Annotated in this window: 20 protein-coding genes; 12 read left to right on the top strand and 8 right to left on the bottom strand. The window is 70.6% G+C overall.

Annotated elements, in window-relative coordinates; translation table 11 throughout:
* Positions 1-32 precede the first annotated feature (32 nt).
* Both RG19_RS05590 and RG19_RS05585 read left to right on the top strand, forming a co-directional pair.
* Complete coding sequence (locus RG19_RS05590) at positions 33-749, top strand: carbonic anhydrase family protein (RefSeq protein ID WP_058834411.1); 717 nt, start codon at positions 33-35, stop codon at positions 747-749.
* Between the two features lie 129 nt (positions 750-878).
* A complete protein-coding gene (locus RG19_RS05585) occupies positions 879-2,036 on the top strand; it encodes an isovaleryl-CoA dehydrogenase (protein ID WP_058834410.1) in 1,158 nt (385 codons plus the stop codon).
* A 339-nt stretch (positions 2,037-2,375) separates the two neighbouring features.
* On the opposite strand, the gene RG19_RS05580 is transcribed toward RG19_RS05585, so the two are convergent.
* Positions 2,376-5,240 (bottom strand): S8 family serine peptidase, encoded by a 2,865-nt coding sequence (locus RG19_RS05580; RefSeq protein WP_058834409.1) that lies wholly within the window; start codon positions 5,238-5,240, stop codon positions 2,376-2,378.
* 258 nt (positions 5,241-5,498) lie between these two features.
* Here RG19_RS05580 and RG19_RS05575 point away from each other — a divergent pair, with 258 nt between their 5' ends.
* The 10 genes from RG19_RS05575 (at position 5,499) to RG19_RS05535 (ending at position 15,113) form a co-directional block, all read left to right on the top strand.
* A complete protein-coding gene (locus RG19_RS05575) occupies positions 5,499-6,674 on the top strand; it encodes a thiolase family protein (RefSeq protein WP_058834408.1) in 1,176 nt (391 codons plus the stop codon).
* 126 nt (positions 6,675-6,800) lie between these two features.
* Complete coding sequence (locus RG19_RS05570) at positions 6,801-7,148, top strand: hypothetical protein (protein ID WP_058834407.1); 348 nt, start codon at positions 6,801-6,803, stop codon at positions 7,146-7,148.
* Positions 7,149-7,200: 52 nt separating this feature from the next.
* Positions 7,201-7,869: a hypothetical protein gene (locus tag RG19_RS18170; protein ID WP_238376590.1), complete on the top strand. Its 669-nt coding sequence runs from the start codon at positions 7,201-7,203 to the stop codon at positions 7,867-7,869.
* 247 nt (positions 7,870-8,116) lie between these two features.
* Complete coding sequence (locus RG19_RS05560; RefSeq protein ID WP_058834405.1) at positions 8,117-9,724, top strand: carboxyl transferase domain-containing protein; 1,608 nt, start codon at positions 8,117-8,119, stop codon at positions 9,722-9,724.
* A 256-nt stretch (positions 9,725-9,980) separates the two neighbouring features.
* Positions 9,981-10,550 (top strand): bactofilin family protein, encoded by a 570-nt coding sequence (locus tag RG19_RS05555; protein WP_058834404.1) that lies wholly within the window; start codon positions 9,981-9,983, stop codon positions 10,548-10,550.
* The gene (locus RG19_RS05550) at positions 10,547-10,927 is read left to right on the top strand and encodes a hypothetical protein (protein ID WP_058834403.1); all 381 of its coding nucleotides are present in this window, start codon (positions 10,547-10,549) and stop codon (positions 10,925-10,927) included. Before RG19_RS05555 ends, RG19_RS05550 begins: the two co-directional genes overlap by 4 nt.
* 172 nt (positions 10,928-11,099) lie before the next feature.
* Complete coding sequence (locus RG19_RS05545; RefSeq protein WP_058834402.1) at positions 11,100-11,909, top strand: enoyl-CoA hydratase-related protein; 810 nt, start codon at positions 11,100-11,102, stop codon at positions 11,907-11,909.
* 16 nt (positions 11,910-11,925) lie between these two features.
* The gene (locus tag RG19_RS18485; RefSeq protein WP_425599721.1) at positions 11,926-12,123 is read left to right on the top strand and encodes a DUF559 domain-containing protein; all 198 of its coding nucleotides are present in this window, start codon (positions 11,926-11,928) and stop codon (positions 12,121-12,123) included.
* Between the two features lie 3 nt (positions 12,124-12,126).
* Positions 12,127-14,145 carry an acetyl/propionyl/methylcrotonyl-CoA carboxylase subunit alpha gene (locus RG19_RS05540; protein ID WP_058834401.1) on the top strand — a complete coding sequence of 673 codons (2,019 nt, stop codon included), beginning with the start codon at positions 12,127-12,129 and terminating at the stop codon, positions 14,143-14,145.
* Positions 14,146-14,213: 68 nt separating this feature from the next.
* Complete coding sequence (locus RG19_RS05535; protein ID WP_058834400.1) at positions 14,214-15,113, top strand: hydroxymethylglutaryl-CoA lyase; 900 nt, start codon at positions 14,214-14,216, stop codon at positions 15,111-15,113.
* Between the two features lie 253 nt (positions 15,114-15,366).
* Here RG19_RS05535 and gyrA read toward each other — a convergent pair whose 3' ends face one another.
* From gyrA to zipA, 7 genes are all read right to left on the bottom strand, one after another.
* Positions 15,367-18,093 (bottom strand): DNA gyrase subunit A, encoded by a 2,727-nt coding sequence (gene gyrA, locus RG19_RS05530; protein WP_058834399.1) that lies wholly within the window; start codon positions 18,091-18,093, stop codon positions 15,367-15,369.
* A gap of 328 nt (positions 18,094-18,421) precedes the next feature.
* Positions 18,422-19,552: an S-methyl-5-thioribose-1-phosphate isomerase gene (mtnA, locus tag RG19_RS05525; protein ID WP_058834398.1), complete on the bottom strand. Its 1,131-nt coding sequence runs from the start codon at positions 19,550-19,552 to the stop codon at positions 18,422-18,424.
* Between the two features lie 71 nt (positions 19,553-19,623).
* Positions 19,624-20,142 carry a DUF3011 domain-containing protein gene (locus RG19_RS05520; protein ID WP_082672494.1) on the bottom strand — a complete coding sequence of 173 codons (519 nt, stop codon included), beginning with the start codon at positions 20,140-20,142 and terminating at the stop codon, positions 19,624-19,626.
* A 94-nt stretch (positions 20,143-20,236) separates the two neighbouring features.
* The gene (gene epmA / locus RG19_RS05515) at positions 20,237-21,229 is read right to left on the bottom strand and encodes an EF-P lysine aminoacylase EpmA (protein WP_058834396.1); all 993 of its coding nucleotides are present in this window, start codon (positions 21,227-21,229) and stop codon (positions 20,237-20,239) included.
* A gap of 130 nt (positions 21,230-21,359) precedes the next feature.
* Positions 21,360-23,858, bottom strand: coding sequence for an NAD-dependent DNA ligase LigA (gene ligA / locus RG19_RS05510; RefSeq protein WP_058836432.1), 2,499 nt, complete (start codon positions 23,856-23,858; stop codon positions 21,360-21,362).
* 50 nt (positions 23,859-23,908) lie between these two features.
* Positions 23,909-24,484, bottom strand: coding sequence for a nucleotidyltransferase family protein (locus RG19_RS05505; protein ID WP_202905318.1), 576 nt, complete (start codon positions 24,482-24,484; stop codon positions 23,909-23,911).
* 18 nt (positions 24,485-24,502) lie between these two features.
* On the bottom strand, positions 24,503-25,261 hold the full coding sequence (gene zipA, locus RG19_RS05500) for a cell division protein ZipA (RefSeq protein WP_058834394.1): 759 nt from the start codon (positions 25,259-25,261) through the stop codon (positions 24,503-24,505).
* Positions 25,262-25,278 lie beyond the last annotated feature (17 nt).

Raw genomic sequence — 25,278 nt, 5'->3', positions numbered from 1 at the left:
GGGCGCTCCTACCCCTTCACCTCGGAGTTTCCATGTCCCGCACGTTCCAGCGCGCCCTGCTCGGTCTCGCCCTGCTCGGCGCCATCACCACCGCCGCCGCGCAACAGTACGACTACGACCGCCAGGAGCAATGGCAGTATCCGGCCGCACTGGCGCAATCGCCGATCGACATCCAGCGTGGCGTCGCCATCGACGGCGACCTCCAGGAAGTGCAGTCGATCGAGCTGCGCGACACCGTCGCCACGCTGCGCATCGTCGACAACGGCCATGCGGTCGAAGTGGAGGCGCACGGGCCCGACGCCCTGATCCGCGGCCGCCATTTCGAGCTGATGCAGTTCCATTTCCACGCCGCCAGCGAGCACACCATCGACGGCGAATCGTTCCCGCTCGAAGGCCATTTCGTGTTCAAGGCCCAGGACGGACGTCTGGCGGTGGTCGGCGTGATGTACGTCGAGGGCGAGGCGAACGCGCTCGCCGGCGAGGTGCTCGATGCGCTCGGCGATGCCAGCGAGGGCGAGATCGAACGCGAGGACATCGCGATCATGCTGCCGCGCGACAAGAGCTACCACCATTACCTCGGCTCGCTGACCACGCCGCCGCTGACCGAGAACGTCGAGTGGTATGTGCTCGACACGCCGGTGACGCTGTCGGCCGACCAGATCGCCGGCTTCAACGCGCGCTACAGCCACAACAACCGCAAGGTGCAGCCGCTCAACGACCGCCCGCTGGTCCACTTCGCGGCGCACTGAGCCACCGGTCGGCTGCTCGGCTGTCTCGGCCGCGGTCGTCCCGTCCCCATCGGGCCGGCCGTGCCGGCATGACGGATGCCGGCGGCCGCTGCTCTACAATGCGGGGTTTCCAGACGCGGACCCTGCCGTATGCGCACCTTTCCCCTGGGCGAAGACCTCGACGCGCTTCGCGATGCCGTGCGGCGGTTCGCCGAAGCCGAGATCGCGCCGCGTGCGGACGCGATCGACCACGACAACGTCTTCCCGCAGGACCTGTGGCCCAAGCTCGGCGAGCTGGGTCTGCTGGGCATGACCGTGCCGGGCGAGTACGGCGGCAGCGAGATGGGCTACCTGGCTCACATGGTGGCGATGGAGGAGATCTCGCGCGCGTCCGGTTCGGTGGGCCTGTCCTACGGCGCGCACTCCAACCTGTGCGTGTCCAACCTCTACGCCAACGGCACCGCCGCGCAGCGCGAGACCTACCTGCCGAAGCTGTGCAGCGGCGAGTGGAAAGGCGCACTGGCGATGAGCGAGCCGGGTGCGGGCTCCGACGTGGTCGGCTCGATGAGCTGCCGGGCCGAGCTGCGGGGCGATGTCTGGGTCGCCAACGGCAACAAGATGTGGATCACCAACGGCCCCGAGGCCGACGTGCTGATCGTCTACATGCGCACCGCCGGCAAGGACGCGGGCAGCCGCTGCATGACCGCGTTCCTGGTCGAGAAGGGCATGCCCGGCTTCCGCACCGCACAGAAGCTGGACAAGCTGGGCATGCGCGGCTCCAACACCTGCGAACTGGTGTTCGAGGACTGCGAGATCCCGCAGGCGAACGTGCTGGGCGAAGTGCACCAGGGCGTGCGCGTGCTGATGCGCGGCCTCAATACCGAGCGCCTGGTGCTGACCGGCGGTCCGCTGGGCCTGATGCAGGCCGCACTCGATATCGCCCTGCCCTACGTGCGCGAGCGCAAGCAGTTCGATGCCGCCATCGGCACGTTCGGGATCATGCAGGCGAAGATCGCCGACATGTACACCGCGCTGCAGTCCAGCCGCGCGTTCGCCTACCAGGTGGCGCGCGACTACGACGGCGGCCACGACTCGCGCGTGGATGCGGCCAGCTGCCTGCTGCACGCCTCGGAGTCCGCGGTGCGCGTGGCGCTGGAGGCCATCCAGACGCTGGGCGGCAACGGCTACATCAACGAGTACCCGACCGGGCGCATCCTGCGCGACGCCAAGCTCTACGAGATCGGCGCCGGCACCAACGAGATCCGCCGCATGCTGATCGGCCGGGAACTGTACGAAGGCCGCGCCTGACCGACGTGCCCTCATCCGCCCCTTCGGGGCACCTTCTCCCGCAAGCGGGAGAAGGGTCACGGCAACACCGCCTGCACCCATCCCTTTTCGTCGCGCTTACGCGAGAAGGCAGCGCCGCCGTCGCCCCTCCTTCCTCCCGAAGAGAAGAGCCACAGCAGCGCCGCGTACGTTCTTCCCTTCTCCCGCAAGCGGGAGAAGGGTCACGGCAACACCACCTGTGTCCCTCCTCTCTCGTCGCGCTCGCGCGAGAAGAGCCATAGCCGCGCCGCCTCCGCCCTTCCCTTCTCCCGCCTGCGGGAGAAGGTGGCGCGCAGCGCCGGATGAGGGCGCTCCCCCGCGTCAGAACCCCTGCACGTAACGCAGCGACACCATGCGGTCGCTGCCACGCGGGCCGAAGCGCTGGTCGTAGCCGAAGCCAGCCGCGGCATTGCCGCCCAGCTGCGTCTGCAGACCGAGACCGAACAGGCCGCCCGAGCGTTCGGGCTGGAAGCCGGCCAGCGGCGACCAGGCGTCGGCACCGACGAACCGCGCCGCCACCTCCAGCCCGTCCGCCGACAGCGTCTGCTGCCACTCGGCATAGCCGCCGAGCGTCCACGCACGCGCGGCCCAGGCGCCGGTCCACGCGCCGCGCACGCCCGCGATCGCCTGGCTGCGGCTCGAGCGCCAGGCATCCGCGCGCAGGCCGAATCCGTCGGCACCTAGTTCCTCGAAGCCGTCGCTCGCCAGCCGGGTGTACTCCGCACCCAGATACGGCGTCAGCTGCGCATCCGCACCGAGGGCGACGCGATAGCCGCCCTCGACCGCGGCGTTGAAGGTCTCGCCGGAGTACGCGCTGTGCACGCCCGACCAGCCAGCGCCGGTGAACAGGTCGCGGCGCAGGTCGCGGTCGAAGCGGCCCACGCCGACCTGGCCGATCACGTGCGCGGCGCCGAACGTCTGGCCGGCGTACAGGCTGGCCTGCACCTGCCGGTCGCGACCGCGATCGCCGCTGTCGTCGCGGCGGCTGTCGGCCCGGGTTTCGCCGAACGCAAGACCGGCCACCAGGCCATTGGCCAGCCGCATGTCCTGACCGATCAGGAAGCCCTGCAACGCGGTTCGTCCGCTCGCGAAACCGCCCTCGCCGCCCTCGCCGAGGCGCGTCTGCCAGGCACCGCCAATCGACGGCCGGTCCAGGCTGCCGGTCAACTGCGTGGACAGCGCGCGCCGGGTGATGTCGACGGTGTCGAACGCGGCGCTCGACGCCAGCGCATGCGCTTCGCCCGACAGGCTCGCCAGCGCGGCGCGCGCGGTGGCGACGTCGCCGATGGCCTGGAACGCGCCGGCCGCACCGATGAAGCCATCGGTCACCGCGCCCGCGCCCGGGCGCCCGTCGAGCTGGTCGTCGATGCGCCGGAACGCGTCCTCCACCCGCGCCGCGGCGCCGAGCGAGGCCGGGCTCATGCCCCCCATCGCGGTCGCGGTGCTCAGTACGTCGAGGCGAATGATGTCGAGCCAGGCCGATTGCGCGCCGTAGCGCACGATGCCGTCGAAGAACACCCGCGCGGCATCGTAGGTCACCTGGTCGAAGCGGCCGCTCAGGCTGCCGTCGACGCGCAGGATGTCCTCGCGTCCGCGGTGCCGGTATCCCTGGCGCACGCCCGCGACGTGCGCGGTACCGGCCAGTTGCGCATCGCCGGCGACCTCGAGCGCGCCGTGACCGACGGTGACCGACAACCGGCCGCTGGCGCCCTGGGTGTAGTCGCCGCCGACGGCGAAGCCTTCGCCGGTATCGAGCGCGAGGGTGCCGTCGTTGATCACGTCGCCGCCCACGCGACCCCCGCCCCCGAGCGTGCCTGCCGGGGCGACGATCACGTCCGACGCCCGCAGCGTGCCGGTCACCGCCAGGGTGCCGCCCTCCACCCGGGTGCTGCCGCGATACGCGTTGTCGCCGGCGAGTTCGAGCAGGCCGTTGCCGCGCTTGGTCAGGCCGCCCGCGCCGGCGATGTCGTTCGACCACACCGACTCGACGTTGTCCAACCGCACCGTGACCCGGCCCCAGTCGAAACGGCCGGGTCCCTGGATCGCCTTGCCGACATCGAGCAGGCCATAGCCGAACACCTCGTCGACACCCGGCGCGCCGATGTCGGTGGCGGTGCCGAGCAGGGTCTGCCGGACCAGGTCGGCATCGAAGTACGGGAACGCCTCCCACACCAGCGCGGCCGCGCCGGAGACGGCAGGCGCCGCGAACGAGGTGCCGCTCCATTGCCAGTAGTCGGGCTGGTCCGGCGCGTCGTCGGTGCCGGTGACGATCACCGTCCCCGGCGCGGCCAGGCAATAGTGCATCGCGTAGGCGCAGGTGCGCGAAAACGACGCCAGTTCGCTCGGCCGATCGGTGTCCACCGCCACCACCGCCAGCCAGCCGCGCTCGAGATCCGCGGCGGGCGTGGTGCCGTCCGGACCGAGCTGGCTGGGCAGGCCGGCCATGTCGGTCAGCGCCAGGGCGTCGCCCGGCTCGCGGTTGCCCGCGGCGAAGACCACCAGGCCGCCGTGCTGGACGATGAAGGGCCGGTACTCCTCGGCGATCGGCGCGGTCGCCCGCGCATCGTCCCAGTACAAGCCACCCCAGGAGTTGTTCATGATCCGCACGTCGCGATTGATCAGGTCGCGATGGACCGACGCCAGCCCGAGCGCGCCGTCGACGGCATTGCCGTCGCCGCTGCCGTCGTCGTCGGGCCGGGTGTCGCCGATGATGCGCGCCGAGACGATTTCCGCCCCCTGCGCCAGACCGCCGGGCCAGGCGCCGAAGGGCGTGCCGGCGATGATCTGCGCCACCGCCGTGCCGTGCCCGACCTTGTCGTCGACGGACAGGTCGTTCCGGTTCGGATCGAGATAGACCAGGTTGTCGTTGACCCGCCCGACCAGACTCGGGTGGTCGCGGTTGACGCCGCTGTCGACCACGCCGACCACCACGCCCGCACCGGTCAGGCCCATGTCCAGCGCCGGATAGGCATTGGTCAGTTCGAGGTGGCGGCTGAAGGCGGGATCCGGCGGCTCGACCACGGTCGGCGGCGGCGCCGGGGGCGGTGGCGGTTCGGGCGGCGGCGCCGGCGTCTCGCCACGGTTCCCACCGCCGCCACCGCCGCACGCGACCAACAGGGTCGCGATCGACACGGCGAGCAGCGATCTGCGCACGGCACGCCCGGCCGTCGTTCCGGTTCCCGACATCACCTTTCCCCAATCAAGCCACGCTCCATCGCGTCGCCCATCTATACCCGGCATGCGGCGCCGCCGCCAGCACGGACGCCGCTGCTGCGCGTTCACGTCCCGGCACGCGGCACCGGCGCTCGTTCCGGTCTGCATGTCCGTGGCGGCGGCCGTGCCGCAGGCCGATGGGCCGAACCCCTGTCGGTTTGCCCGTGCCCATGCCCGGCGCGGATAATGGCCGGACACCCTGCCCCCCGGGGCCAGATCGGAGTTACCCCTATGCAAGATGTCGTCATCGTCGGCGCCAAGCGCACGGCCATCGGTTCCTTCCTGGGTCAGTTCACCGGCGTGCCGACGCCCACCCTCGGCGCGACCGCCATCCAGGGTGCGCTCGAGCATGCCGGCCTCGCGGCCGACCAGGTCGACGAAGTCATCATGGGCTGCGTGCTGCCGGCAGGCCTCGGCCAGGCGCCTGCGCGTCAGGCCTCGCGCGCGGCCGGTATCCCGGATGCCGCCGGCTGCACCACCATCAACAAGGTCTGCGGCTCGGGCATGAAGGCGATCATGTTCGGTCACGATCTGATCAAGGCCGGCTCCAGCGCCGTCGTCGTCGCCGGCGGCATGGAGTCGATGACCAATGCGCCGCACGTGCTCAACGGCTCGCGCACCGGCATCCGTTACGGCAACGCCGAGATGCTCGACCACATGGCCTGGGACGGCCTGACCAACCCGTACGACGGCAAGGCGATGGGCGTGTTCGGCGACCAGACCTGCGTGAGCTACGACCTCAGCCGCGAGGATCTCGATGCGTTCTCGACCGAAAGCGCCGAGCGCGCGCAGAAGGCGATCGCCGACGGCGCGTTCAAGGGCGAGATCGTTCCGGTGACGGTCAAGGGCCGCAAGGGCGACACCGTGGTCGGGACCGACGAGGAGCCGGGCAAGATCGACGTCTCGCGCATTCCCGGCCTGCGCCCGGCATTCGGCAAGGAGGGCCGGCTGACCGCCGCCTCGTCGTCGAAGATCTCCGACGGCGCCGCGGCCACGGTGCTGATGGGCGCCGACGACGCCGCCCGCCGCGGCCTGCAGCCGCTGGCCCGGATCGTGGCCCATGCCGGCCATGCCCAGGCGCCGGAATTGTTCACCACCGCCCCGGTGGCGGCGATCCGCAGCGTGCTGGAGCGCGCCGGCTGGCGCGTGGAGGATGTGGACCTGTTCGAGGTCAACGAAGCCTTCGCCTGCGTCGCGATGGCGCCCATGAAAGACCTCGGAATCCCCCACCAGAAGCTGAATGTCAACGGCGGCGCGTGCGCGCTCGGGCACCCGATCGGCGCCTCCGGCACCCGCCTGGTGGTGACCCTGATCCATGCCCTGAAAGCGCGTAATCTCAAGCGTGGAATCGCTTCCCTGTGTATCGGCGGCGGAGAGGCCACGGCGATCGCTGTCGAGGTCGTGTGAATGCGGTTAACGGGCTCTTTACGAAAAAAATCAAGCGCCCGCTTGACACCCATCATCCGATTGTCATGATGTTGCCCGGCGCGCGATTCAGGCGCGTTTTGTTCAAACCACGACGAGGAAATCAACATGTCCATCAACAAGGCTCTGCTGGCCCTGGCTATGGGTTTCGCCCTGGCTGCTTGCTCGAACCAGAACTCCGCCCAGGACGCCGCGGCTGACGCCGCCGACGCCGCTGCCGAGGCTCAGGCCCAGGCCGACGCGACCGCGGGCACCGCGGGCGATCTGGCCCAGGAGTCGGCCGACACCGCCGCTCTGGCCGCCGACACCGCCGCTGACGCGGCTGCCGACGCCACCGCCGCTGCCACCGACGACGCTGCCGACGCCGCTGCCGACGCTGCCGAGGCTGCTGCCGACGTGGCCGAGGACGCTGCCGACAACGCCGAGCAGGCTGCCGACGAAGAGCCGCAGCTGTAATTCGGCGCTGCGGGATTCGATCCCGCACGTTGTAGCGATCGAAAGGACCGCCGTGAAAACGGCGGTCCTTTTTTATTTTCCGCGCACGGCGGTTCATCGCGTGGCATCGGAACCGCTTCCGGACACCGCGCCGGATCGCCGCTGCCACCGCGTCGCGGTCCGCGTCCGGAACGTGCGGGCGGTTATCTCGTTTCGTTGCGCGGATCCGCCGCCGGTATCCGCGCTGCCCGCGCCACCTGAATGGCGCGCCGCGAAGTCAACGCGCCCTTCACCGTTCGCGGCAAAAACTGCGCCCGCCAACCGCCCATTCCGGGCCTACGGGAGCATCACCATGCAAGCCAAGCTGATCGTTCTCGCCGCCACCGCCGCCCTGGCGCTGTCTGCCTGCCAACCGGAATCCGACACCGCCCGCAACGATGCGGCGCAGGCCGAAGCCTCCGCCGAGCGTGCCCGCGACGCCGCCTCCGAGGCGCTCCACGAGACCGGTGCGGCGATCTCGTCCGGTGCGGATGCCGCCGCCGCACGCAGCCGCGAGGCCGCCGCCGATGGTCGCGAAGCCATGGCCCGCGCTGGCGACCGCACCAGCGCCGCCGCACGCGAGGTCGCGGCCGACACGTCGGAAGCCGCCGCGTCCGGCGCACGCGCCACCTCGAACGCGCTGGACCGCGCGGCCGACCGTGCCGACGAGGCCGCACACGACGCACGGACCGACGACCACTGATCGCGACTGCCGACGCGGCGCGTGCCGGCCGCGTCGGCAGCATCGTCGCCATGCCGTCGCCGCGGGGCCCGCAGCAGCGGGCCCCGCGCTTTACCGCGATACCGCGCCTGATCGCACCTGGCGCCGACACCCGGACAGCCTCCCGTCCGCGCAGACCCTCGCCGACATGTCGCCGCCGGCCGCCCATCCGGAAGCGCGGCCGGCCAGCGGTTATCCTTGCCGGCTTCCCGTCTTCGAAGTCGTGCCCATGCCGGTCCTGTCCACCCAGATCGATGCCCGCTCCGAAGCGTTCCGCGAGAACGCCGATTACCACCGCGGTCTCGCCGACGAGCTCGCGCAGCGCCTGCAGCGCGCCGAGGCCGGCGGCGGCGAGGCGGCCCAGGCCCGGCATGCCGCGCGCGGCAAGCTGCCGCCGCGCGAGCGCGTGCTCGCCCTGCTCGATCCCGGCTCGCCGTTTCTGGAGATCGCGCCGCTTGCGGCCGAGGAGATGTACGACGGCGCCGCACCCGCGGCGGGGATGATCTGCGGCATCGGCCGGGTCATGGGCCAGGAAGTGGTGATCGCCGCCAACGACGCCACGGTCAAGGGCGGCACCTACTTCCCGATGACGGTCAAGAAGCATCTGCGCGCGCAGGAGATCGCCCGCGAAAACCGCCTGCCCTGCGTGTACCTGGTCGATTCGGGCGGCGCGTTCCTGCCGCTGCAGGACGAGGTGTTCCCGGACCGCGAGCACTTCGGCCGCATCTTCTACAACCAGGCCCGCCTGAGCGCCGAGAACATTCCCCAGGTCGCGGTGGTGATGGGCTCGTGCACCGCCGGCGGCGCCTACGTGCCGGCGATGTGCGACGAATCGGTGATCGTCAAGGAACAGGGCACGATCTTCCTCGGCGGCCCGCCGCTGGTGAAGGCCGCCACCGGCGAAGTCGTCGATGCCGAATCGCTCGGCGGCGCCGACGTGCACACCAGCGTGTCCGGCGTGGCCGATCATTTCGCCGAGGACGACCGCCACGCGCTGCAGATCGCGCGCGACATCGTCGGCAGCTTCAACCGCCGCAAGCAGGTCGCCGTCGCGGTGCGCGAACCGCAGCCGCCGCGGTACCCCGTCGACGAGCTCTACGGCATCGTGCCCAAGGACACCCGGCGCCCGTTCGACATCCGCGAGGTGATCGCGCGCGTGGTCGACGGCAGCGAGTTCCAGGAATTCAAGGCGCGCTACGGCAAGACCCTGGTCACCGGCTTCGCCCACATCCACGGCTACCCGGTGGGCATCGTCGCCAACAACGGCATCCTGTTCGGCGAGAGCGCGCTCAAGGGCGCGCACTTCATCGAGCTGTGCAACCAGCGCGGGATCCCGCTGGTGTTCCTGCAGAACATCACCGGCTTCATGGTCGGGCGCAAGTACGAGAACGGCGGCATCGCCAAGGACGGGGCGAAGATGGTCACCGCGGTGGCCTGTTCCAGCGTGCCGAAGTTCACCGTGGTCATCGGCGGCAGCTTCGGTGCCGGCAACTACGCCATGTGCGGCCGCGCCTACGGTGCGCGCTTCCTGTGGATGTGGCCCAACGCGCGGATCAGCGTGATGGGCGGCGAGCAGGCGGCCAGCGTGCTGGCGACGGTGAAGCGCGACGGCATCGAGGGCAAGGGCGGCGCATGGAGCGCCGACGACGAGGACGCGTTCAAGTCGCCCATCCGCGACCAGTACGAGCGCCAGGGCAGCCCGTGGTACGCCACCGCCCGCCTCTGGGACGACGGCATCATCGACCCCGCCGACACCCGCCGGGTGCTGGGCCTGGGCATTTCGGCCTCGCTCAACGCCCCCATCGAGCCGGCCAGGTTCGGCGTGTTCCGCATGTGACGTCCAGACGGAAAGCGATGTGGACATGGCGTGCACGCACCGCAGGTTGGGACTGAACAGGTGCTTCTAACGTATTGAGCGCTTTGGGCGAATTGGTGAGCGCGGTCACATTCGGGCGGTCATGCGCGCGTGCTAGTCTCGGCCAGCGGCCTCCCGCCGCCGCGTGCACTGCGCGTGCCCCGTTCCGCGCCGCCGTCCGGTCGTGCAGCATCGCCGGTCGACGCGCTTACTGCCGTTCTGCCGAGGAGCTCTCTTGATGGCCATCTTCAACCAGCCCGGAAGCGCGAAGAAGGACACCCCGTCCTTCGCCAACGAGCCCGCACCGCCGGCTCGCGACAACCCGCCGCCGGCCCCGTCCGCCAGCGCCCCCGCGCCAGCCGATTTCAGGCCCAGCCAGAGCGCCCCGCCGCGCGCGGCCGCGCAGAGCGAGGCCAGCGAATCACTGATCGCCTCGAATCTCACCATCGAGGGCAAGATCGAAGGCACCGGCGACGTCCGGATCGCCGGCAAGTTCAAGGGCGACGTCAACGTCCAGGGCAACCTGTCGATCGAACGCGGCGCCAAGCTGACCGGCGGCGTGCGCGCCGACAAGGTCGTGGTGGCCGGCGATCTGGAAGGCAACATCGAATCCGCCAAGCGCGTGGAGCTGCTCGACAGCTCGGCGCTCACCGGCGATCTCAAGGCCGGCACCCTGACGGTAGCGTCCGGCGCCAAGATCCGCGGCCACATCGAGTGCGGCTGGGAAGACGCGCCGGCGTCCGCCAGGGACAAGGGCACCCCGAGCGCCAAGGATGCGAAGGCGGATCGCGAAGCCGTCGCCTCGTGAGCAATGGCCGGCCCGGCGAGGCAGGCGCGACCCGCGTCTGCCCGCACTGCAAGACGACGATCCTGCAGAGTGCGGTGATCTGCCCGTCGTGCCGGCACTACCTCCGCTTCGATGCGCCGGCCAGCACGGCCGGCGACGCCACGACCGCGCTGCAGGTCGAAGGCACCATCCGCCACCCCGCCGAGGGTGGCGCCTGGGAGTATTCGGTCGTGCTGGTCGTGCGCGACGACGAGGGTCAGGAGATCAACCGCCAGGTGGTCGGCGTCGGCGCGATGTTCGGCGGCGACGAACGCACCTTCAGCCTGTCGGTCGAAGTCGTCCCGACCCATGACAAGCGCCGCGGGCCGCGGGCGGTCAAACGCGGGATCCGGCATTAGGCCGGCAGAGCCCGTTGTTCCGATCGGCTCCCGTCGAGTCCGGCCGCGCCCGGCGCGCGGAGACCGTGACCCGGGATCGTCACCGCGTTCGCGACAGACGGCCTGATCATCGGCGCGGGCGCGCCGGCCCGTTATCATCGAGGCCCCGGATCGCCCACAAGGATCATGCCCGATGTCCCAGGCCCTGCACGTGCAGCGCGACGGCGCAGTGGCGAGGCTCCGCCTCGACCGCCCCGAGCTCCACAACGCCTTCGACGACGGCCTGATCGCGGCGCTCACCGCCGCACTGGAGGCGGCGGCCCAGGATCCGGACGTGCGCGTGGTGGTGATCGAGGGCGCCGGGGCATCGTTCTCCGCCGGCGCCGACCTCAACTGGATGCGCGGCATGGCCACGGCCAGCGAGGCCGACAACCGCGAGGACGCATTGCGCCTGGCGCAACTGATGCGCACCCTCGACGAACTGCCCAAGCCGACCATCGCCCGCGTGCACGGCGCCGCTTTCGGCGGCGGCGTGGGCCTGGTGGCCTGCTGCGACATCGCCATCGGCGTGCCCGAGGCGAAGTTCGGCCTGACCGAGAGCCGGCTCGGCCTGCTGCCGGCGGTGATCTCGCCCTACGTGATCGCCGCCATCGGCGCGCGCCAGGCACGGCGCTGGTTCGCCACCGCGGAGGTGTTCGATGCCGCACAGGCGCACCGGATGGGCCTGCTGCACGAGGTGGTGGACGCCGATGCACTGGACGCCACGGTCGAGCGCCAGATCGGCCTGCTGCTCAAGGCCGGGCCGTTCGCCGCGTCGGATGCCAAGCGCCTGGTCCGCGAAGTCCTGGCCCAGCCCGATCGCGACCGCCGCGACCACGACAACGCCACCCTCATCGCCACCCTGCGCGTTTCGGCGGAAGGCCAGGAAGGCCTGTCCGCATTCCTCGACAAGCGCACGCCGGCCTGGGCGAAGCGGACGCCGGACGCGGACGGACGCGGATGAGCGTTCGAGCCCTCTCCTGCGGGGGAAGGGCCGGAAAGGGAATGGTGTCCGCCGCACCGAATGCCTCGGGTCCGCAGGGTTCACCGTGCCGAAGTTCTGGAACGACGAGATTTTCAAGAATGCAAAGGGAGTCATCGAAGTGATCATGCGCGCGCTGGCCGACCAGGCCCGGACACCACCCCCTCCCCGCCCGTCTCTCGAAGGGGAGAGCTAGACCATGTTTTCGAGCGTCCTCATCGCCAATCGCGGCGAAATCGCCTGCCGCGTCGTCCGCACGTGCCGCAGGCTGGGTATCCGCACGATCGCCGTGTATTCCGAGGCCGATGCCGACGCGCAACATGTTCGCCTGGCCGACGAGGCCTGGCCGATCGGTGGGCCGCGCCCGCAGGACAGCTATCTGCGCGGCGACGCGATCCTGGAGGTCGCCCGCGCACGTGGCGCCGAGGCGATCCATCCCGGCTACGGCTTCCTCAGCGAGAACGCCGACTTCGCCGATGCCGTGGCCGCGGCCGGCATCCGTTTCATCGGCCCGTCCGGCACGTCCATGCGCAAGATGGGCAGCAAGGCCGGCGCCAAGGACCTGATGGCGGCCGCCGGCGTGCCGGTGGTGCCCGGCTACACCGGCGAGGATCAGACGCCGGCCACGCTGGCGCGCGAAGCCGACCGCATCGGCTATCCGCTGATGATCAAGGCCGCACACGGCGGCGGCGGCAAAGGCATGCGCATCGTGCGCGAAGCCGACGCCTTCGAGGCCGCGCTCGAAAGCTGCAAGCGCGAAGCCGCGAACGCGTTCGGCCGCGATCGTGTCCTGCTCGAGCGCTACATCGAACAGCCGCGGCACATCGAGATCCAGGTCTTCGGCGATCACGACGGCCGCGCGATCCACCTGTTCGAGCGCGAGTGCTCCGCGCAGCGCCGTTACCAGAAGGTGCTGGAGGAATCGCCCTCCCCGTTCCTGACCTCCGAGCTGCGCACGCGCATGGGCGAGGCCGCGGTGGCCGCAGCGCACGCCATCGACTATGCCAATGCGGGCACGGTGGAGTTCATCGTCGCGCCGAGCGGCGAGTTCTTCTTCATGGAGATCAACACCCGCCTGCAGGTGGAGCATCCGGTCACCGAACAGGTCACCGGGCTGGATCTAGTCGAATGGCAGTTGCGCGTGGCCGCGGGCGAACCGCTGCCGCTGGCGCAGGACGCCATCGCCCAGCAGGGGCACGCCATCGAGCTGCGCCTGTACGCCGAAGACCCCGACGCCGGCTTCCTGCCCGGCTCCGGCACCCTCACCCGCCTGCGCCTGCCCGCCGACGACGCCCACGTGCGCGTGGATGCCGGCGTGGTGGAAGGCGACACGGTGACGATCTTCTACGACCCGATGATCGCAAAGCTGATCGTCCACGACAGCGACCGCCCGCGTGCACTGGCGCGCCTGCGCGAGGCGCTGGCGGCCTGCGAGATCGAGGGACCGAAGTCGAACCTCGTCTTCCTCGAGCGTCTGGTCCGCAACGATGCGGTGATCGACGGCACCATCGACACCGGCTATCTCGACCGCCGCGACGATGCGCTGAAGGCGCCGGAAGATGCCGACGCCGTGCGCGCGCGGCGCATCGCCGCGGTCGCTGCACGCCTGCTGCACCATGGGTCGGGCACGGCCGCGACGGACTCGACCGCCACGCGCGGAACCGACGACGATCCGCATTCGCCGTGGGCGCTGGCCGACGGCTGGCACGGCGGCGGCCGGGCCGGCCATCGCACCCGCCTGCGTCTGCGCGACGGCGACGACGTGCTCGACGTGCATGTGGTCGGCCGTGGCGGCCAGGGCCGCATCGCGATCGGCGACGCGCCTGCGGTCGAGATCGCCGGTGCCCGCCTCGACGGCGACACCCTGTCGCTGCGCATGGACGGCCAGGCCCGACGCTTCCGCATCGGCGGGCACGGCGACCATGTCCTGATTCACGATGGCGACGCCCGTCAGGCCTTCGTCTTCGTCACCCGCGAAACCCGTGGCGGCGACGGCGGTGCCGCCGCCGGCGATCTGCGCGCACCGATGCCGGGCCGGATCGTGGTGGTTCGTGCGGCCGTCGGCGATACCGTCGCCGCAGGCCAGGAACTGCTGGTGATGGAAGCGATGAAGATGGAGATCTCGGTCAAGGCGCCGCGCGACGGCGAACTGGCGGAACTGCCGGTGGCCGCGGGCGATTTCGTCGAGGCCGACGCCACGCTGGCCCGGCTGGCCTGACCGCGCACGCGCGCTTCCTCTTTCTACTACCAGGCGCACGGCACGCCCCGACACCGGAGTTCCTCCCCATGACCGACAGCGTCCGCATCGTCGAGGTCTCGCCGCGCGATGGCCTGCAGAACGAGAAAACCCAGGTCCCCACCGCGACCAAGATCGAACTGATCGACCGCCTCGCCCGGACCGGGCTGCGCACCATCGAGGCCACCAGCTTCGTCAGCCCGAAGTGGGTGCCGCAGCTGGCCGATGCCGCCGACGTGTTCACCGGTATCGAACGACGCCCGGGCATCGCCTATCCGGTGCTGGTGCCCAATCTCACCGGCTACGAACGCGCGGTGGCGGTCGGCGTGGAGGAAATCGCGGTCTTCACCGCGGCTTCGGAGGCGTTCAACCGCACCAACATCAATGCCGGCATCGACGAATCGCTGCAGCGTTTCGCGCCGGTGCTCGAACGCGCGCGCGCCGACGGCGTACGCGTGCGCGGTTACGTGTCGACCGTCCTCGGCTGCCCCTACCAGGGCGACGTGCCGCTGACCGACGTGGTCCGCGTCGCCCGTGCGTTGCACGACATGGGCTGCTACGAGATCTCGCTGGGCGACACCATCGGCGTCGGCACGCCGGCCAGGGCCGCCACGATGCTGCGCGCCGTGTCCGCCGAGTTGCCGATCCGGGCGCTCGCCCTGCACTTCCACGACACCTACGGCCAGGCCCTGGCGAACATCCTCGCGTGCCTGGAGCTCGGCGCGCGCGTCGTGGATGCCGCCGTGGCCGGCACCGGCGGTTGCCCCTACGCACGCGGCGCCAGCGGCAACGTCGCCAGCGAGGACGTGGTCTACATGCTGCACGGCATGGGCCTGGACACGGGCATCGATCTGCCGGCGCTGGCCGACACCGGTCGCTGGCTGGCCGCCGCGCTCGGCCGCGAGACGGGCAGTCGGGTGGGTCGGGCCATCGAGACGACGACGGACTGACGTACGGGGGTGACCCCGGCGGCATCGCGGATCGGCCGGGTCGCCGGCCGGACGCACACCTCGGAGGTCCGCTTGCCTGGTGGTGCGCCACCGGCGCGCCTCGACGAAGGGACGCGAAGCGTGGCACCGACGCACGTTGCCGTCGGCATTTCCGTGATGGGACGACATCCAAAAAAAACCGCCCACCGGAGTGGGCGGTCTTGTGGACCGCTGCACGGGATGCGAGGCGCCTGGCGCCACGCATCCGCCGCCGTCAGGCCTCGGGGGTCGTCGGGCCCTGCGTATCAGGGGCGACCACCTCGCCCGCATCCAGCGCAACTTCGTCGCCGTCCGCTGCATCGTCGATGCACGCGTCCACGCGCTCCACCGCCTGCAGGCGCTCGCCGTCGGATACCCGCATCAGGGTCACGCCCTGGGTGTTGCGGCTGACCACGGACACCTCGGCCGCACGGGTGCGGACCAGCGTCCCACCATCGGAGATCAGCAGCACCTCGTCGCGGCGGCTCAGCAGCACCGCGGCCACCAGTGCGCCGTTGCGCTCGGTGGTCTGGATGCCGATCACGCCCTGGGTGCCCCGGCCCTTGCGCGGGTACTCGCCCAGCCGGGTGCGCTTGCCGTAGCCGTTCTCGGTGGCGGTGAGGATGTAGGCATCGGGCTCGTCGTCGCGCTCGACCTCGACCGCCTCGCCGTTGCCATTCGCCGGCGCCGCGGTCTCGGCCTGCTCGGCCTCGTCGCCGTCGTGTTCGATCATGTCGCCGGCCGACTCGGCCACGATCAGGCTCACCACCGACTCGCCCTTGGCCAGACGGATGCCGCGCACGCCGGTGGCGGTGCGGCCCATCGAACGCACCGCGTTCTCGTCGAAACGCACGGCCTTGCCGTTGGAGGCGAACAACAGGATGTCGCGCCCACCATCGGTCAGGCCCGCGCCGACCAGCGCGTCGCCGTCGTCGAGGTTGATCGCGATCTTGCCGCGCTGCAGCCGGAAGGCGAATTCCTTGAGCGGGGTCTTCTTGACCGTGCCGTTGCGGGTGGCGAAGAACACGTAGTGCCCCTCGGTGTACTCGCGCACCGGCACCACGGCCTGCACCTTCTCGCCATTCTCCAGCGGAATCCAGTTGATGATCGGCCGACCGCGGGCGTTCGGCCCGGCATCGGGCAGTTGGTGCACCGGCAGCCAGAACACGCGGCCGGCACTGGTGAAGGTCAGCAGGGTGTCGTGGGTGTTGACCCGCCACAGCTGGTCGATGAAATCCTCGTCCTTGGTCGCCGCGGCGTTGCGGCCGCGACCGCCGCGCTTCTGCGCACGGTAGGCGGTCACCGGCTGGCGCTTGGCGTAGCCGGCGTGCGACAGCGTGACCACCACGTCTTCCGGGGCGATCAGGTCGAGGATGTCGAGGTCCTCCTCGCTGGCACGGATCTCGCTGCGCCGCGCGTCGCCGAACTCTTCCTTCAGGTTGCGCAGCTCGGTGCGGATCACATCCAGCAGCACGTCGGGGTTCTCGAGGATCTCGATCAGGCTGCGGATGGTGTCGAGCAGCTGACGGTACTCGTCGGTGAGCTTGTCCTGCTCCAGCCCGGTCAGGCGGTGAAGGCGCATTTCCAGGATCTGCTGCGCCTGGACTTCGGTGAGCTGGTAGCCGCCGCCGTCGACCATGCCCACGCCCTTCGGCAGGTCTTCCGGCCGCGACGCCTCGGCGCCGGCGGCCTCGAGCAGCGAGCCCACCAGGCCGGGGTCCCAGGTCCGGGCGAGCATCCGCTCGCGCGCCTCGTTCGGGTTGGCCGAGGTCTTGATCAGCTCGATCATCTCGTCGATGTTGGCCAGCGCGACGGTCAGGCCTTCGAGCACGTGCGCGCGCTGGCGCGCCTTGCGCAGTTCGAAGATCGTGCGGCGGGTGACCACCTCGCGGCGGTGGCGCACGAAGGCTTCGAGGATCTGCTTGAGATTGAGCAGCTGCGGGCGGCCGCCGACGATCGCCACCATGTTGATGCCGAACACCGACTCCATCTGCGTCTGCTGATAGAGGTTGTTGAGCACCACCTCGGCCGACTCGCCGCGCTTGACCTCGATGTAGATGCGCATGCCGTCCTTGTCGGACTCGTCGCGCAGCTCGCTGATGCCTTCGAGCTTCTTTTCCTTGACCAGCTCGGCGATCTTCTCGATCAGCCGCGCCTTGTTGACCTGGTACGGGATCTCCGAGACCGCGATCGCCTCGCGCCCGTTGTCGGTCACTTCGATCTCGGCCCGGGCGCGCATGCGCACGCGGCCGCGGCCGGTGCGGTAGGCCAGATGGATGCCGCCCACGCCGTTGATGATGCCGGCGGTGGGGAAATCCGGGCCCGGCACCAGTTCGAGCAGGCCGTCGATGTCGATGTCCGGGTTGTCGATCACCGCGATGGTCGCGTCGATGACTTCCGAGAGGTTGTGCGGCGGGATGTTGGTGGCCATGCCCACCGCGATGCCGGCCGAGCCGTTGATCAGCAGGTTCGGCGCACGCGCCGGCAACACCGACGGCTCCAGCTCCTTCTCGTCGTAGTTGGGCTGGAAATCGACGGTGTCCTTGTCGATGTCGGCCATCAGCTCGTGCGACAGGCGCGACATGCGCGCCTCGGTGTAACGCATGGCCGCGGCGGTGTCGCCGTCGACCGAGCCGAAGTTGCCCTGCCCGTCGATGAGCATGTAGCGCAGCGAGAACGGCTGCGCCATGCGCACCAGGGTGTCGTACACCGCGGAGTCGCCGTGCGGGTGGTACTTACCGATCACGTCACCGACGATACGCGCCGACTTGTAGTACGGCTTGTTGCTGTGCGCGCCGAGCTCGTTCATCGCGTACAGGACGCGGCGGTGGACCGGCTTGAGACCGTCTCGGACGTCCGGAAGCGCGCGCCCGACGATCACGCTCATGGCGTAATCGAGGTAGCTGCGGCGCATCTCGTCTTCGAGATTGACGGGAATGATTTCTTTCGCGGAATCGACCATCGAGGGTGCTTGCATCCTGGCTACGCGGTTCGGCGTGTCGGCCGCAGCGGAGAGACCCGCGCGGGTCGCGTGCCGGCCGCCGGCAACGCGTGGAAAAAGACACGCGATGATACCACGCGGGGACGCTTCGCCCCAAGTCGATCCAGACTAAAAACAATGACTTACGGGTATTCTGGCGCTCCCGGGGTGTCCCCGGCGCAGGATCCGAGCGGCCCCGCGCACCCGCGCCGGCCATCCCATTCTCACGACCGGTCCCGCGAGCCGCGGCCGGGGGTCGAGGCGATGGACGAAACCGGCTGGATCCGGGGCGGATGCCACGGCGTTCGCGTCAGGCGTCCCGCGCCTCGCCGGGTGCGAAGACCTCACGCATCTTCGCCGTGTCCGGCCGCTCGACGATGCCCTTCTCGGTCACGATCGCGTCGATCAGGTCGGCCGGGGTGACATCGAACACCGGATTCCAGGCGGCCACGCCCTCGGCCACGGTGCGGGTGCCGCCCACGCCCAGCAGTTCGCCGGGATCGCGCTCCTCGATCTCGATGCGGTCGCCGGACGGCGTCTGCATGTCCACCGTCGACGACGGCGCGACCACCATGAACTTCTTGCCGTGGAAGCGCGCCGAGATCGCCAGCTGGTAGGTGCCGATCTTGTTGGCGGTGTCGCCGTTGGCGCAGATCCGGTCCGCGCCGACGACGACCCACTCCACCTCGCCGTTGCGCAGCAGGTGCGAGGCCGCCGCATCGGCGATCAGGGTCGCATCGATGCCGTCCTGCTGCAGCTCCCAGACGGTCAACCGCGACCCCTGCATCCACGGCCGCGTCTCGTCGGCGAACACGCGTCCCACCCGGCCCTGCGCCACACCGGCACGAATCACGCCCAGCGCGGTGCCGAAGCCCGCCGTGGCCAGCGAGCCGGTGTTGCAGTGGGTGAGCACGCCCGAGCCGGGTGCGATCAGCGACGCGCCCAGCTCGCCCATGCGACGGTTGGCGGCCAGATCCTCGTCGGCGATCGCCTGGGCTTCGCGCTCCAGCACGCGCCGCCAGTCGTCCGCCCCCTCATCACCGACCGCACCGGCCAGCGCCTTGCGCATGCGGGCCAGGGCCCAGGCGAGGTTCACCGCGGTCGGTCGCGCCGCGTTGAGGCGCTGCATGGCCGGCTCGATCGCATCGACGGCGGCCGCCGCATCGCTCGCCTCGAGCGCGCGTGCGGCGAGCACCGTACCCCAGGCCGCGGCGATGCCGATCGCCGGCGCACCGCGCACGATCAGCGCATGGATCGCATCGGCGACGGCATCGGACGTGTCGCAGCGCACGTACTCGACGGCGAACGGAAGCTTGCGCTGGTCGAGCAGTTCCAGCGCATCGCCCGTCCATCGGATCGGTCGGATCCGGTCGTAACGTGCGTAGTCGATATCGGCGAAGTCGGCGGTATCGCCGGGGGAGCGGTCGATCGGATCGGTCATGCCGCCATTCTAGATCCGGCGACGATGAACCGCACCGGCCCGCGACGCGTGGACCACCCTCCCCATGCCGCTCACTGCGCTTCGAACATCGCGCCGCACCCGCCCGACACCCAGACGCCAGTGCGGTCCCAGCCCCAGTTCTGGCGCTGCACGCAGCGGGTGTCCGACAACGGCTCGACCAGACGGACGCCGGTGTGCACCACCGCATTGCAGCGCGTCATGCGGTTGTTGCGGGACTCGCACTGCACACGCTGGGCCGGCGCCTTGCCGGCGAGATCGTACGGGCCTTCGATGAAGTCGGCGCTGCAACCGCGCGCCACCCACACGCTGCGATTGTCGTAGCCCCAGGTGCTGCCCAGCACGCAGTCGAACGACGATCGCTGCTCCAGCAGGCGAATGCCCTGACGCGTATCCGCGGCGCAGTAATTGCGGCGGTGGTCGCGAGAGTCGCAGGAAAACACCCGCGCCGGCCCCTCCGGCGTCGCACGCTTGTCGCCGCCCCAACCGAACTTGGACGTCAATGCGCACCCGCTGCCCGCCAACACGATGCCAAGCACTGTCAGCGTCAACGCCACCCTACGCTGGATCATGCACGTTCCCCCGCACCACCATTCGCTGCGCACAATCTACACAAGCCGTGTGACGGGACATGTAAACATTTCGACAAATGGGCGCGGAACGCGCTCAGGCGCGCCGGAAATCGAACGCGACGACATCGGCGATGCAAACCGTTCCCAGCAGTGCCATCAGCAGACGATCCACACCCAGCGCCACACCGGCGCAATCGGGCAGGCCCGCGTCCAGCGCCGCGAGCAGCCGCGTATCGACCGGCGGCAGCGCATCGCCCCGCGTGGCGCGTGCGGCACGCTCCCGTTCGAACCGCGCGCCCTGCTCGGCCGCGTCCGCCAGCTCGTGATAGCCGTTCGCCAGTTCCAGCGGGCCGAGGAACAGCTCGAACCGCTCGGCGACCGGCACCGGGTCGTGCGGATCGCCGTCGTCGTCGCGCACCCGGGCCAGCATGCATTGCGAGGCCGGATAGTCGTGCAGGACCAGCAACTGGTCCGCGGCGAACTGCGGCTGGATGCGATGCGACATCAGCAGGTCGAGCCAGTCGTCGCGCGTCAGGCCGGCGGCGTCGACGACGCCGATGTCGCCGAGCGCCTCGCGCAGCACCGGCACGTCCGCACGCATCGGGTCCAGGCCCAGCGCTTCCCGGAACAACCCGCGGTACGACACATGCCGGACACCGGCCGACCGCCCGACCAGGCGCAGCGCGCTCTGCACCAACAGCGCGGCTTCCTCGGCCAGGCGACGATGATCCCAGCCCACCCGGTACCACTCCAGCATGGTGAACTCCGGGTTGTGCCGGCCGCCTGCCTCGCCGTCGCGGAACACGCGGCCGAGTTCGTAGCAATCGCCGAGACCGGCCGCGAGCAATCGCTTGAGCGGATACTCCGGCGAGGTCCGCAGCCAGCGCTGCGACGGCCCGGCGTCGCGGTGACCGCTGAAGGCCAACGAGAACGACGCGATGTTGGGCTCGGTGTTGCCGGCCGCCGACAGCACCGGCGTTTCGACTTCCAGCACGCCGCGGGTGGCGAAGAAGTCGCGCAACGATGCGTTGAGGCGAGCGCGCAGGCGCAGGGTGTCCAGCGATGCCGAGGGCTGCCAGTCGCTCACCGGATGACGGCCGAATCGAGGCGCCGGCCATGCGCGGCCGCAGGCACGGCCGCCGCGTGCAGCTCGGCCGCGCGCGTGACATCGCCGGCGCTCGCCGCAGGCTCCGCGGCACCGGCGACGTGCGCGGTCCTCATGCCTGCGCGTCCAGGAACGCGACCAGCTTCGCCTCGTCCCAGATGTCGATCCCCAGCGCCTCGGCCTTGGCGAGCTTGGAGCCTGCGGCCTCGCCGGCGACCAGGAACGTGGTCTTCTTCGACACGCTGCCGGTCGCCTTGGCGCCCAGCGCCTCGAGCCGTTCGGTGGCCTCTTCCCGGGTCATCGCCGACAGCGTGCCGGTGAGTACGACGGTCTGCCCGTCCAGCGGGCCGGCGGCCGTGCGCGCGCGTGCGGGTGCGGCATCGAGCAGCCGGCGCGTGGCCTCCCAGGCCGCAACCAGGCGCGCCCGCGCATCGCCGTCGTCCAGCCATGCCTGCAGATTGTCGGCGCCGGCCGTGGACAGCCCCGCGCCGGTCCAGCCGCTCGCATTCGCCTTGAGCAGCGCGTCGAGATCGCCGTAGGTCTGCGCCAGCCGTTCGGCGCTCTTGCCGCCGAGCTTGTTGACGCCCAGCGACGACAGCACCTGCGCCAGCCCGAGACGCGCGTGCAGGCCGGGATCCGGCCGCCCTTCGTCCTCGAAGGCGATCCCCGCGGCGAGCAACGCATCGACCACGGCCACATTGCCCGGCTGTTCGAAGAACGTCGCGATCGATCGCGCCACCTCGGCGCCGATATCCGGCAACGCCTGCAGCACCAGCGCCGGCGTCGCGCGCACGAAATCCAGCGACCCCAGCCACTGGGCCAGGGTCCTGGCCGTGGTTTCGCCCAGATGCGGGATCCCCAGCGCGAACAGGAACCGCGGCAGCGTGGTGCGGCGGCTGGCATCGATGCCGGCCAGCAGGTTCTCCGCCCACTTCACCGCGACACGCCCCCCCTCCGGCGCGACCTGCAGATGCGTGCGCAGGAAGTCGGCGCGGCGCCACTCGGGCGGCTCCTGCGCCAGCGCGGTGCGGGTGTCGTCGTCGAGCACGAGCGCGCCGCGACTGTCGTCGACCATCTGCAGCAGATCGGCGGCAGTGGGCGCGTCGAGCGCGGCCTTCATCCGCACCAGATCGGCGACATCGAGCGCGTAGAGGTCGGCGATCGAATCGACGAACCCGTACTCGACCAGCGCATCGGCCTGCTTTTCGCCGAGGCCCTCGATGTCCATCGCGCGGCGCGAAGCGAAATGTCGCACGGCCTCCTTGCGCTGGGCGCCGCAGGTCAGCCCGCCGGTGCAGCGGAACGCGGCCGCGCCCTCTTCGCGCACCAGCTCCGAGCCGCAGACCGGGCACGTCGCCGGCATCGTCCACGCGGTGGTGCCGTCGGGCCGCCGGTCCTCGACGACGCGCACGATCTCGGGAATCACATCGCCGGCACGACGCACGATCACCGTATCGCCCTCGCGGACATCCAGCCGCGCGATCTGGTCGGCGTTGTGCAGGGTGGCATTGGTGACGGTGACGCCGGCCACCTGCACCGGCTCCAGCCGCGCCACCGGCGTGGCCGCGCCGGTGCGACCGATCTGGATCTCGATCGCGCGCAGCACGGTGGCCTGTTCCTGCGCGGGATACTTGTGCGCCAGCGCCCAGCGCGGCGCGCGCGACACGAAACCCAGCGTGCGCTGCTGGTCGTAGCGGTCGAGCTTGTAGACCACACCGTCGATGTCGTACGGCAGGTCGTCGCGCACGCCGCCGATGCGGCGGTAATAGGCGATCAACCCGTCGAAGCCGGTCGCGGTGTCGACCTCGGGCGCCACCGGAAAGCCGAAACGGCGCAGCAGGGCGAGTGTGTCCGAATGGGTCTGCGGAAGTTCGAGCCCCGTCACCTCGCCCACGCCGTAGGCGAAGAACGCCAGCGGCCGCCGGCGGGTCACCGCGGGGTCGAGCTGGCGCAGCGAACCGGCCGCGCCGTTGCGCGGGTTCGCGAGCAGCTTCTCGTTGCGCGCCAGCGCCTGCGCGTTCCAGGCCTCGAAATCCTTGCGTGGCATGTAAATCTCGCCGCGCACCTCCAGCACCGCCGGCACCTGCAGGGCGTCGTCCGCACGCAGGCGCAGCGGTACCGAGCGCACCTGTCGCAGGTTGGCGGTGACGTCCTCGCCGGTCGCCCCGTCACCGCGGGTCGCGCCCTGCACGAACACCCCGTCCTCGTAGCGCAGGCTGATCGCCAGGCCGTCGAGCTTGGGCTCGACCGAGAACCGCGGCGCACGCGTGTCCAGGCGATCCTCGATCCGGCGTTCGAACTCGGCCACTTCGCGGTAGCGCAGGCGATCGTCGTCGCCGCCATTCGGATCCTCGAACGCGTTGGCCAGCGACAGCATCGGGATCGCGTGCCGGACCTCGTTGAAACCGCCCTCGGGCCGGCTGCCGACGGTGCGTGTAGGCGAGTCGTCCGAGGCGAGATCGGGATGCTCGGCTTCGAGCCCTTCGAGCTCGCGCATCAACGCGTCGTACTCGGCATCGGGGATCGCGGGATCGTCGAGCACGTAGTAGCGGTGGTTGGCGGCCTCGATCCGGCGGCGGAGGTCGGCGACGCGGGCGGCGGGCTTGGACATCGCGCCATTGTAGGTCACCGCCCCACGCCGATGGCGCGGCCCGCCGACCGTCATTCCGGCACCACGCGCACCCGCGGCCAGCGCTCGGCGTAACGCTTGCCGGCGATGCGCCGACGGTAGGTGGCAACGTCGACGCGGCGCGGATTGCGGCGCACCACCATGCCGAACAGATCGTCGAGGCCGTGCGGCGCGATCACGCTCAGGCGATCGCCGTCGTCGAGCCGGATCCCGACGCTGGTGGCGAACTCGGGCCAGGACGCGACCGCCTCCTCCAGCGACGCCAGCGGTGCGACCGGATGTCCGAAGTGCGCTTCGAACCACAGATGCACGCCGGCCTGGTTGGTCACCTCCCAGGGCGCGATCGGCAACCGTGGCAGGCGCGCCTGCAGGGCGGCGTCCCGTGCGCGTCGCAGGTCCGAGGCATCGAACCAGGCCAGATCGATGTCCGCCAGCGGCGATGGCCGCCGATGGCCGTGCAGGGCATCCCAGACGAGGTTGCGCACCGCCCCCGCGCCGATGCACCAGGCCGGCAGGCCGAGATCGCGGGCGGCGCGCAGGGCCTCCATGAACCAGGCGCTGTCCGCAGCGATACGCCGCAGCCGGGCCTGTGGATCGTCAGCGGACACTGTGCCCGCCGCGCCCGGTTACCAGCGCGGGCTGCGGGTCACCGGCGGCGCTTCGCGCTCGCGGTCGTAGGCGCGCAGCTCGTCGCGGATGTGGGCGATGCGCTGGCGGCCCAGGGCATTGCGCTGTTCGTCCAGCAGCACGCCGCCGAGCAACTCCGCCATGCGCTGTGCGGTGGGCTGCATCATCTCCCAGGCATCGAGCGCGCTGACCGGTGCCGGCAGGGTCAGGAAGAAGGCGATCGCCGGAGTCTCCAGCGCCTGGATCTCGGACATCTCGAAGCTGCCGGGCTTGCGGATGTTGGCGACGCTGAAGATCGGTCCGCGTTCCGGATGGCCTTCCACCAGCCGGTGGAACACGTTCATGTGGCCGTAGGTCAGGCCGGCCTTCTCCGCCGCGACCACGATGTCCGGCCCGCGCAGCACCTCGCCGGCACGCGCGGCGATGTACAGGGTGACGATCTTGTCGAAATCCTCGCTGACCCGACGGCCGAGCTCGGCGTTCGGCGTGGCCGGCTCGCCGACGGCGTCGTCGAACAGGTCGAGTTCCTCGGGCGCCCGGGCTTCTTCGGCCGGCGACTCCGCGGCGTCGAGCTCCTGCTCGATCTGGGCACCCAGCGTGGGCTCCATGCGGTCGCGTTCGCCGTTCCCGCCGCGCTCGTCGTGGTGCACCCGGCGTCCCCCGCCCTGACGTGGCCGGGTCCCGAAGTACCAGATCGCGGCGAAGAGGATCACGCCTGCGATCGCAATCCCGATCCGCATCAGCCCGGCGTCGGACATCGAACTCTCTCCCTTGT

Origin of the sequence: Luteimonas abyssi (genome assembly GCF_001482195.1) — a bacterium.
In the GTDB taxonomy this organism is placed as follows: Bacteria; Pseudomonadota; Gammaproteobacteria; order Xanthomonadales; family Xanthomonadaceae; genus Luteimonas; species Luteimonas abyssi.
This window is presented reverse-complemented; position numbering and strand designations above follow the sequence as displayed.